Consider the following 9,551-nt stretch of genomic DNA (forward strand, 5'->3'; position numbering starts at 1 on the left):
CATGAACGAGTCGCTGTGGACCACGGTCGGTCAGGCCGTGGCGTCCGAATTTTCCGATGTGCCGGAGTTGGAGCAGGCGCTGCGCATCCTGCTGCGCGCGTCGCTGGCCCTGGCGCTGGGTCTGCTGCTGGGCTACGAGCGCGAGAGCCAGGGCAAGTCGGCCGGCGTGCGCACGCACATGCTGGTGGCACTGGGTTCGGCGCTGTTCGTGCTGCTGCCGAGCCAGATGGGCATGACGCTGGGCGACCTGGGCCGTGTCATGCAGGGCCTGGTGGCCGGCGTCGGCTTCCTCTGTGCCGGCACCATCCTCAAGCATGGCGGCAGCGGCGGCGCGGACCATATCCAGGGCCTGACCACAGCCGCCGGCCTGTGGCTGACCGCCGCCATCGGCATGGCCTGCGGACTCGGCCGCGAGGTGACCGCCATCATCACGGCGGCGCTGGCGCTGGCGGTGTTCACGCTGATCCCGCGCCTGGTCCACCCGGGCGGCAAGCGCGGCGCGGACCAGCCGGGCGCGCCGCCCGGCGAGCAGGCGCAGTCCTGACGCTCGGGCGGCGATGCGGCCGTCGTCGCAAGCTTTTTCGCTGCCGATTACCAACGCCGCGTGCAGGCTTGTCCGGCTCGTGGCTCAATGCGCACGATGCGGATCGCGCGCCTGCCACGCGGGTGGTTCGTATCAGCCTGCCGCCGTGACAGCGCCGGCATGATCGCTCGCCCAAGACAAGGAAGACACCATGCTCAAACTCTATGTCGGCAACAAGAACTATTCGTCGTGGTCCATGCGCCCTTGGGTGCTGATGACGCAAGCCGGGATTCCGTTCGAGGAAGTGACGGTGCGTTTCGACTCGTTCAACCCCGATTCGCAGTTCAAGCGCACGCTGGCCGATGTCTCGCCCACTGGCAGGGTGCCCGTGCTGGTCGACGGCGATCTGGTGGTGTGGGACACGCTGGCGATCGCCGAGTACCTGGCCGAGCAGTTCCCGGAACTGCACCTGTGGCCGCGCGGCGTGCCCGAGCGTGCCCGCGCGCGCAGCGTCTGCGCCGAGATGCACAGCAGCTTCGCCGCGCTGCGCGGCGCCTGCCCGATGAACATCGAGGCGCGGCTGCCGCAGGTCGGCGCCCTGGCGCTGCGCGACCAGCCCGGCGTGCGCGCCGACCTGCAGCGCCTGACCGGCATGTGGCAGCAACTGCTGGCCGAGCATGGCGGGCCGCTGCTGTTCGGGCGCTTTTCGATTGCCGACGCCTTCTTCGCGCCGACGGTGATGCGCATCCGCACCTACGAGCTGCCGGTGCCGCCCGAGGTGGCGGGCTACATCGAGAGCCTGTGTGCCGCGCCCGGCGTCAAGGCCTGGATCGACGGCGCGCTGGCCGAGCACGATTTCCGTGCCTTCGAGGAACCGTATCGCCTGGGTCGTGACTGAATGGCCGACAGTCCGATGGTCGTCCAGCGTTGGCAAGGCAACGACACTACCCGGACCAAGACAATGGTCGCGGGGTAGTGCAGGAGCCTTGTCAACCACGAGAAGGAGCCCGTCATGGCAGACATTCCTGGCCCCAAAGACTGGGGCCGCTGACACCGCTGGTGGGCGAATGGGAGGGCAACGTCGGCGTCGATCTGTCGTTCCACAACGAGGATGACGTCACCGGCGAAACCGGCTACTTTGAGAAGGCCTGGTTCCGCCCGATCCCGAAGCAGGAAAACGGCCGGCAGCAACTGGAGGGCGTGACCTACCAGATGACCGCCTGGCGCCATGGCGAGGAAGCCATGATCCGGTTCCACGACGAGGTCGGCTACCTGCTGTGGGAAAAGGCCACCGGCCAGGTCATGCGCGCCGTGGTGTTCCGGCGCGGCATTGCCATGCTGGCCGGCGGCGACGCCGGGCCGCACGAGCAGGTACTGCATTTCAAGGCCACGCCCGGATCGCCGTCCTATGGCCTGGTGCAGAACAAATATCTGCTCGAGCGCGCCGAGATCAAGGACTTCCAGAGCACCTTCACGTTCCACGACGACGGCAGCTCCCCCCACGTGTCCGACCTGCTGCTCAAGCTGGCCGCCGCCGGTGGCGAGATGCACCACACCGATCGCAACACGCTGCACGGCGTCAAGAGCTACCACCCGGGGGTCGAGCACGCCTGACACGGGCCGACTGCGCGCTGCCGGGACGGCGTGCGGCGCTGGCCGCCCGGTTTGTCATTGATCAGGCAGGGCGCCGTGCGCGGTGAAGCTCGGGCGCCCGTAACAAGGTCGTGATCCGCGCGCATCGTCCGTGATCAGCGTGCGCGCGTGGCGGAGTGGACGCGGCCGCTACGATAGGCGTCCGATGGCGCGAGTTGATGCGCGCCGATCCGCGATCACCACCTCGTCACATGCCTACGCTGGAAACCGCCCTGGCCTTTTTCTCGGTCGCCGTGCTGCTGGCGCTGGCGCCCGGTCCCGACAACCTGTTCGTGCTGATGCAGTCGGCCACCGGCGGCCGGCGCACCGGCTTTGCCGTGCTCAGCGGCCTGATGATCGGCGTCATGCTGCACACGCTGGCGGTCGCGCTTGGGCTGGCGGCGGTGTTCGCCGCGTCGACCACGGCGTTCACCCTGCTCAAGCTGGCTGGCGCCGCCTACCTGCTGTACCTGGCCGGGGGCGCCTGGCGCGCGCCCGTGATGCTGGCCGCCGGTAGCAGTCCCGCGCCGGCCGCACCGAAACCGTGGTCGCGCCTGATGCTGCGCGGCGTGGTGATGAACCTGACCAACCCCAAGGTGGTGCTGTTCTTCCTGGCGCTGCTGCCGCAGTTCGTGCAGCCCGAGCGCGGCTCGGTGGCCGCGCAGATCGTCATCCTCGGCGCGCTGTTCATCGTCGCCGCCACGCTGGTGTTCGGTGCCGTGGTGCTGGCCGCCGACGCCTTGCGCGCGCGGCTCGGCGGTTCGGCGCGGGCGCAGCGGCTGCTCAATCGCGCGGCTTCGCTGGTGTTCGCCGGCCTGGCGCTGCGGCTGGCGCTGGTCGAGCGCTGATGCGGAGGTTTCGTGTTCGGGCTTGAGCGCTCAGCGTGAATGCCAGGAACCGCCGCGCCGGATCGAGCCAATCCGCTCAACGCGCAACCCCCTACACTGCCGCGCATGCAGATCTACATGGTGGGTGGTGCGGTGCGCGACCGGTTGCTGGGGCTGCCGGTCCAGGACCAGGACTGGGTGGTGGTCGGCGCTACGCCGGAGCAGATGGTGGCGCTGGGCTACGTGCCGGTGGGCAAGGATTTCCCGGTGTTCCTGCACCCCGACACGCACCACGAATACGCGCTGGCGCGCACCGAGCGCAAGAGCGGGCGCGGCTACAAGGGCTTCACCGTGCACACCAGCCCCGAGGTGACGCTGGAGGAAGACCTGGCGCGGCGCGACCTGACCATCAACGCCATCGCCGCCGATGTCGACTGGACCGGCGCTGACACGGGCGCCTCGGCGGGGCTGATCGACCCCTTCGGCGGCCGGCGCGACCTGCGCGGCAAGGTGCTGCGCCACGTGACGGGGGCCTTCCGCGAGGACCCGGTGCGCATCCTGCGCGTGGCGCGCTTTGCCGCCCGCTTTCACGATTTCAGTATCGCGCCGGAAACCATGGCGCTGATGCAGGACATGGTGGCCGATGGCGAGGTCGACCATCTGGTGGCCGAGCGCGTCTGGCAGGAACTCGCGCGCGGCCTGATGGAGGACCACCCGGCGCGCATGTTCGCCGTGCTGCGCGACTGCGGCGCGCTGCGCGTGGTGCTGCCCGAGATCGACCGCCTGTGGGGCGTGCCGCAGCGGCCCGAGTACCACCCCGAGATCGACACCGGCGCGCACCTGATGATGGTGCTGCAGATGGCGGCGCGGCTGCGGGCGCCGCTGCCGGTGCGCTACGCCTGCCTGACGCACGATCTCGGCAAGGGCACGACGCCGGCCGACCTGCTGCCGCGCCACATCGGCCACGAGCAGCGCGGTGCGCGCCTGCTCAAGGAGCTGAGTGCGCGCCTGCGTGTGCCCACCGAATGCCACGAACTGGCCGACGTGGTGGCGCGCGAGCACGGCAACATCCACCGCAGCGGCGAGCTCGATGCCGCCGCGCAGGTGCGCCTGCTGGAGCGCTGCGACGCCTTCCGCAAGCCGGCGCGCTTCGCCGACGCGCTGCTGGCCTGCGAATGCGATGCGCGTGGCCGCCTCGGCATGGCGGACGACGCCTACCCGCAGCGCCCGCGCCTGCTGGCGGCGCTGGCTTGTGCACAGGCGGTGGACACGGCGCCGATCGTCGAGGCCGCGCTGGCCGCCGGCGTGCGTGGCCCGGACGTGGGCCGCCGCATCCATCAGGCGCGCGTGCAGGCCGTGGGGCAAGCAGCGGGATCGACTCCGAGCGGTTAATCTTGCTGCCATGGCCCGACCGATTTCCGCCTCCCATGACCAGCGGCGCGACGAGATCCTGAACGTCGCAGCGGACTGCTTTGCTCGCCAGAGCTATCCGGCCACCAGCATGAACGACATCGCGGCGGCCTGCGGTACCTCGAAGGCGCGGCTCTACCACTACTACGAGAGCAAGGAAGCGATCCTGTTCGACCTGCTGGACCGCTACACGCAGAAGCTGCTGCTGATCGTCGGCCAGGTCGAGGCCACGGCGCAGCGCCGCACGCTCGACGAGCGCTGCACGCTGCACGAACTGGTGCGCGCCTTCCTGCGCGAGTACGAGACCTCGGCGACGCGCCATGCGGCCCTGCTGAGCAGCACGCAGTTCCTGAGCGAGCCGCTGCGCGAGATCATCCTGGACCGCGAGCGCGACGTCGTCGCCGCCGTCACGCGCTTTCTGGGCCGCGCCTACCCGGAACGTCTGGACGAGCACAACCAGACCGCGATCGCCATGACGCTGTTCGGCATGATCAACTGGACCTTCACCTGGCTGCGGCCCGGTGGCGCGCTCAGCTATGCGGACTTCGCCGAGGAAGTGATCGGCCTGCTCGAGCATGGCCTGGCGCCCCGACCCTGAGCCGGCGGCGCGCTATGCCGCGCGGCATAGCGGCTTGTGATAGAAGCCGGCCCTGGTCATGAACACCGCCACCGACCCGTCGATCCCGCCGCCGTCCTGCGTCGACTGCGTGCTGCGGCGCCAATGCGGCTTCACGCCGGTGACGCCGGAGCAATTGGCCTGCATCGAGTCGTTCCGCTCGGACATCGCGCTGGTGCGTGCCGGCCGGGCGGTGGTGCCGGAGCACCGGGCCTCGGCCAAGCTGTTCACGCTGTACTCCGGCTGGGCGTTCCGCTACAAGAGCTTGGCCGATGGGCGGCGCCAGATCCTCAACTTCCTGCTGCCGGGCGACCTGATCGGCCTGCAGGCCGAGTTCATCGACGAAGCCACGCACGGGGTCGAGGCGCTGACCGACGTGCGCCTGTGCGTGTTCCCGCAGGAGCGCCTGTGGCAGCTGTTCCAGCAGCAGCCGCAACTCGGCTATGACCTGACCTGGCTGTGCGCCAGCGAGGAACGCCTGGTGGACGAGAACCTGGTCACCGTCGGCCGCCGCAGCGCTGCCGAGCGCATCGCGATGCTGCTGATCCACCTGTGGCGGCGCGCCGAGCGGGTCGGCCTGACGGCGGACGACGGCAGCATCGTGTTCCCGCTGACGCAGCAGCACATCGCCGATGCCCTGGGCCTGTCGCTGGTGCACACCAACAAGACGCTGCGCAAGCTCGAGCGCCTGGGCCTGCACGAGATCCGTTCGGGCCGGCTGCGCCTGGTCGAGCCGCAGGCGCTGGAGCGCCTGGCCGACTACTACACGCGGCCGATGCGCGCCGTGCCGCTGCTCTGAGCCCGGTGTGTGGTCCTGGTGGCTGCGTGGGCAAGGCCGAATCCGCTTGGCGCCATCGACGCTGCACCTGCGTCAGCGGCCGGTCTCGATGTCCGAGTTGACGATGGCGTCGAACTCCGCTGCTGCCAGGTATGTGGGCGCGTAGGTGACACCCAGGTTCTTCAGCGAGGAAACGAAGGCGCGCAGGTGGTTGCGTGAACCGCGCTCCAGACTGTCGTAGACCATGAGGATGTCGGCGTTGTCCACCGGCTGCTGGCGCAGATCGGCAATGTCCAGCTCTTCGATCTCGGCGCCCACCCTGAGCGCCTCGACGAGGCTGAGTCGGCTGCGCTGGGCGAGTTGATCGAACTGCGCCTGCAGCGCCGCGTCGCGGTACTGGCCATCGGCCAGGCCGGTGCGTGGATCATCCAGCTGGTAGCGATCCAGCAGGGTCTTGACTGCGGCCGCGTGCGTGCTCTCGCTGGCAGCGATGTTGCTGAAGATGGGCTGCGGCCACAGCAGGGCGCTGGTGGCGTAGACGTCATGGGCCAGTTGCTCCTCCTCGCGCATGAATTGCAGGCTGGTGATCTCCGCCGCGCTCAGTGACTCGAGTGGATAGGTGCCCAGGTTGCTGGCCAGCTGGCCCGCGTTGAAGGATGAGGCGCCGCTCGCGTCGACGTTCAGGGCCGGCGGGTTGCCGTTGTCACCGCCGCCGCACGCCGCCAGCGTGAGCGCCAGCAAGGCGGCCAGCGGCCACTTGACGAAACGTGCGCCATGGGCTGTGGCGCGTCCGAGTGAATGACGATCCATGTGTGCTTCCTTTCGTGAAGATTGACCACGCCGACCGGCACTGCCAAGTGATGCGTCGGTGCCACGCAAGACAGACAATAGTTTAATTGCGCAACTACGTAAGTGCGTAATCAATTGTGAGGCGGAGTGCTGTCACCAAGGCGAAGTGCCCGGCGCGGAACGCTGATAATCCCCGCTGATCGCCAATAGACAGGAAGGCAAGACTGGGCATGAGCGCCATTGACATCGTCATCATGGCCGCGGGCAAGGGCACGCGCATGAAGAGCCAGCGGCCCAAGGTGCTGCACCGGCTGGCCGGTCGGCCGTTGCTGGCGCATGTGCTGGACAGCGCGACGGCGCTGGGCGCGCGCGCGGCCGTGGTCATCACCGGCCACGGCGCAGCGGATGTCGAGGCGTTCTGCGCCGCCTGGTCCGATGCTGCCGGCGCCGTGCGAACCCGCCTGCAGCCGGTGCGGCAGGAGCCGCAGCTCGGCACCGGCCACGCGGTGCAGCAGGCTACGCCGGTGCTGCCGGACGACGGTGTGACCCTGATCCTGAACGGCGACGTGCCGTTGGTGCGCACCGAAACCATGCGGCGTCTGCTGGCGCTGGCCGGCGCCCACGGCATCGCGCTGCTCACCGTCGACACCGGCCAGGACGCCGGCGCCTACGGCCGCATCGTGCGCGGCGCCGCCCAAGACGATGGCGACGTGCACGTGCGCGCCATCGTCGAGGCCCGGGACGCCTCGCCCGACGAGCGCCAGATCACCGAGTGGTATTCCGGCGTCATGGCGGCGCCGACGCGCCTGCTGAAGCGCTACCTGGCGCTGCTCACCGACGACAACGCGCAGCGCGAGTTCTACCTGACCGACGTGGTCAAGCACGCGGTGGCCGACGGCACGCCGGTGCTGGCGCTGCGCATCGACGACGAGGTCGAGGTGGCCGGGGTCAACAGTCCGGTGCAGCTGGCCGAGCTGGAGCGCGAGGTGCAGCGCCGCGCCGCCACCCGCCTGATGGACGCCGGTGTGCGGCTGGCGGATCCGGCGCGCTTCGATCTGCGGGGCGAGCTGCAGTGCGGCCAGGACGTCGAGATCGACGTCGGCTGCATCTTTGAAGGCCGGGTGGCGCTGGCCGACGAGGTGCGTATCGGCGCGCACTGCTTCATCGCCAACGCGCGCATCGAGGCTGGCGCGGTGATCCAGCCCTTCACCCACATCGATGGTGGGCGCGACGGCGTGGTGGTCGGCGCTGGCACGCAGGTCGGCCCCTACGCCCGCCTGCGTCCGGGTGCGCAACTGGGCCCGGACGTGCACATCGGCAACTTCGTCGAGGTCAAGAACTCCACGCTCGCCGCCGGCGCCAAGGCCAATCATCTGGCCTATCTGGGCGATGCCACCGTGGGCGAGCGCGTCAACTACGGCGCCGGCAGCATCACTGCCAACTACGACGGCGCCAACAAGCACCGCACCGTGATCGAGGCCGACGTGCACGTCGGCAGCAACTGCGTGCTGGTGGCACCGGTGACGATCGGCGCCGGCGGCACCGTGGGCGGTGGCTCGACCATCACCAGGGACACGCCAGCGGGCGCTCTCAGCGTGGCGCGCGGCCAGCAGATCAGCGTGGCCGGCTGGCAGCGGCCGGTGAAGCAGAGGAAAACCTGAAGCTGCGCCCGGCGCGCCGTGCCAATGAAACGCCCTCTCCCCCTTGGGAGATGGCACGTGTGAGAGCCATCCGTGCGTCGTGGGTGACAAAGGCTTGAACCGTACACCTGCGCACCGGCCACTGCTCAGCCCGCCAGCGCCTCCCAGCGCTCCAGCGCGACCGTGAGTTCCTCGTCGATGGCGCTGTCGCGCGCCTGCAGGGCGATGGCCTGCTGCAGGTCGCTCTGGTAGAGCGTGCCGTCCGCCAGCTTGTCGCGGATCGCCGCCTGCTCGGCTTCCAACGCCTCGATGTGCGTCGGTAGGGCGTCGAGTTCACGCTGCTCCTTGTACGACAGCTTCTTCTTCAGCGGCGGCTCGCTCGGCTGCGTGCTGGCCGGCGCCGGCTTGTCGATGCCGCCTGACGGGCTTGCCGTCGCCGGTGTGGCACTACCGGACTCGGCCTCGCGCAGCGCCTGCCAGCGTGCGCTCTGCGCCAGCCAGTCCTGCACGCCACCTTCATATTCCTGCCAGCGTCCCGGGCCTTCCCACACCAGGGTGCTGGTCACCACGTTGTCGAGAAAGGCGCGGTCGTGGCTGACCAGGAACACAGTGCCCTCGTAGTTCTGCAGCAGTTCCTCCAGCAGTTCCAGCGTGTCGATGTCGAGGTCGTTGGTCGGCTCGTCCAGCACCAGCACGTTGGCCGGCCGCGCGAACAGCCGCGCCAGCAGCAGCCGGTTGCGCTCGCCGCCCGACAGGCTGCGCACCGGCGAGTGGGCGCGCGCCGGGCTGAACAGGAAGTCGCCCAGGTAGCTCTTGACGTGCTGGCGCTTAGACCCGATCTCGATCCACTCGCTGCCGGGGCTGATGAAGTCCTCCAGCGTGGCGTCCATGTCGAGCGCGGCGCGCATCTGGTCGAAATAGGCCACCTGCAGGTTGGCGCCGCGCCGCACCTGTCCGCTGTCGGGTTCGAGCTCGCCCAGGATCAGCTTCAGCAATGTCGTCTTGCCGGCGCCGTTGGGGCCGATCAGGCCGAGCTTGTCACCGCGCAGCACGGAGGTGCTCAGGTGATCGACGATCAGCTTGTCGCCGAAAGCCAACCGCACGTCCTGCAGCTCGGCAACCAGCTTGCCCTGGTAGCCGCCGCTGGCGGCATCGACGTCGAGTTGGACCTGTCCCATCGTGTCGCGCCGCGCCGCCCGGGCCGCGCGCAGCGCGTGCAGGCGCTTGACGCGGCCCTGGGAACGCGTGCGGCGCGCTTCCACACCCTTGCGGATCCATACTTCCTCCTGCGCCAGCAGCTTGTCGGCGCGGGCGTTGATGACGGCCTCCTGCGCCA

At 69.4% G+C, this 9,551-nt stretch carries 10 protein-coding genes; 8 read left to right on the plus strand and 2 right to left on the minus strand.

Annotated features, from left to right (window positions below; all coding sequences use genetic code 11):
* Position 1: 1 nt before the first annotated feature.
* The 7 genes from PK606_RS12520 to PK606_RS12550 all read left to right on the plus strand — a co-directional run bounded on the left by PK606_RS12520 (position 2) and on the right by PK606_RS12550 (position 5,807).
* Positions 2-544, plus strand: coding sequence for an MgtC/SapB family protein (locus PK606_RS12520; RefSeq protein WP_324564478.1), 543 nt, complete (start codon positions 2-4; stop codon positions 542-544).
* Between the two features lie 190 nt (positions 545-734).
* The gene (locus PK606_RS12525) at positions 735-1,421 is read left to right on the plus strand and encodes a glutathione S-transferase family protein (protein WP_324564480.1); all 687 of its coding nucleotides are present in this window, start codon (positions 735-737) and stop codon (positions 1,419-1,421) included.
* A gap of 77 nt (positions 1,422-1,498) precedes the next feature.
* On the plus strand, positions 1,499-2,137 hold the full coding sequence (locus PK606_RS12530) for a heme-binding beta-barrel domain-containing protein (RefSeq protein ID WP_324564482.1): 639 nt from the start codon (positions 1,499-1,501) through the stop codon (positions 2,135-2,137).
* 230 nt (positions 2,138-2,367) lie between these two features.
* Positions 2,368-3,003: a LysE family translocator gene (locus PK606_RS12535; protein ID WP_324564484.1), complete on the plus strand. Its 636-nt coding sequence runs from the start codon at positions 2,368-2,370 to the stop codon at positions 3,001-3,003.
* A 105-nt stretch (positions 3,004-3,108) separates the two neighbouring features.
* Complete coding sequence (locus PK606_RS12540; protein WP_324564486.1) at positions 3,109-4,374, plus strand: multifunctional CCA addition/repair protein; 1,266 nt, start codon at positions 3,109-3,111, stop codon at positions 4,372-4,374.
* Positions 4,375-4,384: 10 nt separating this feature from the next.
* On the plus strand, positions 4,385-4,990 hold the full coding sequence (locus PK606_RS12545; protein ID WP_324564488.1) for a TetR/AcrR family transcriptional regulator: 606 nt from the start codon (positions 4,385-4,387) through the stop codon (positions 4,988-4,990).
* Positions 4,991-5,048: 58 nt separating this feature from the next.
* On the plus strand, positions 5,049-5,807 hold the full coding sequence (locus PK606_RS12550; protein WP_324564490.1) for a Crp/Fnr family transcriptional regulator: 759 nt from the start codon (positions 5,049-5,051) through the stop codon (positions 5,805-5,807).
* Between the two features lie 72 nt (positions 5,808-5,879).
* Here the strand turns inward: PK606_RS12550 and PK606_RS12555 are convergent, their stop codons facing one another.
* The gene (locus PK606_RS12555) at positions 5,880-6,596 is read right to left on the minus strand and encodes a DUF2202 domain-containing protein (RefSeq protein ID WP_324564493.1); all 717 of its coding nucleotides are present in this window, start codon (positions 6,594-6,596) and stop codon (positions 5,880-5,882) included.
* A gap of 209 nt (positions 6,597-6,805) precedes the next feature.
* Here PK606_RS12555 and glmU point away from each other — a divergent pair, with 209 nt between their 5' ends.
* A complete protein-coding gene (gene glmU / locus PK606_RS12560; RefSeq protein ID WP_324564496.1) occupies positions 6,806-8,236 on the plus strand; it encodes a bifunctional UDP-N-acetylglucosamine diphosphorylase/glucosamine-1-phosphate N-acetyltransferase GlmU in 1,431 nt (476 codons plus the stop codon).
* Positions 8,237-8,361: 125 nt separating this feature from the next.
* Here the strand turns inward: glmU and PK606_RS12565 are convergent.
* The coding region (locus PK606_RS12565; protein ID WP_324564498.1) for an ATP-binding cassette domain-containing protein at positions 8,362-9,551 on the minus strand (1,190 nt) is incomplete at its 5' end.

The organism is Ottowia sp. (genome assembly GCF_035444425.1).
Taxonomy (GTDB): Bacteria; Pseudomonadota; Gammaproteobacteria; order Burkholderiales; family Burkholderiaceae_C; genus Ottowia.

Bases quoted from the DNA above. Each gene is read 5' to 3' on its own strand.
- PK606_RS12535 (WP_324564484.1), top strand. From the start codon at position 2,368: ATGCCTACGCTGGAAACCGCCCTGGCCTTTTTCTCGGTCGCCGTGCTG.
- PK606_RS12520 (WP_324564478.1), top strand. From the start codon at position 2: ATGAACGAGTCGCTGTGGACCACGGTCGGTCAGGCCGTGGCGTCCGAA.
- PK606_RS12550 (WP_324564490.1), top strand. From the start codon at position 5,049: ATGAACACCGCCACCGACCCGTCGATCCCGCCGCCGTCCTGCGTCGAC.
- PK606_RS12555 (WP_324564493.1), bottom strand. From the start codon at position 6,596: ATGGATCGTCATTCACTCGGACGCGCCACAGCCCATGGCGCACGTTTC.
- PK606_RS12525 (WP_324564480.1), top strand. From the start codon at position 735: ATGCTCAAACTCTATGTCGGCAACAAGAACTATTCGTCGTGGTCCATG.
- PK606_RS12545 (WP_324564488.1), top strand. From the start codon at position 4,385: ATGGCCCGACCGATTTCCGCCTCCCATGACCAGCGGCGCGACGAGATC.
- glmU (WP_324564496.1), top strand. From the start codon at position 6,806: ATGAGCGCCATTGACATCGTCATCATGGCCGCGGGCAAGGGCACGCGC.
- PK606_RS12540 (WP_324564486.1), top strand. From the start codon at position 3,109: ATGCAGATCTACATGGTGGGTGGTGCGGTGCGCGACCGGTTGCTGGGG.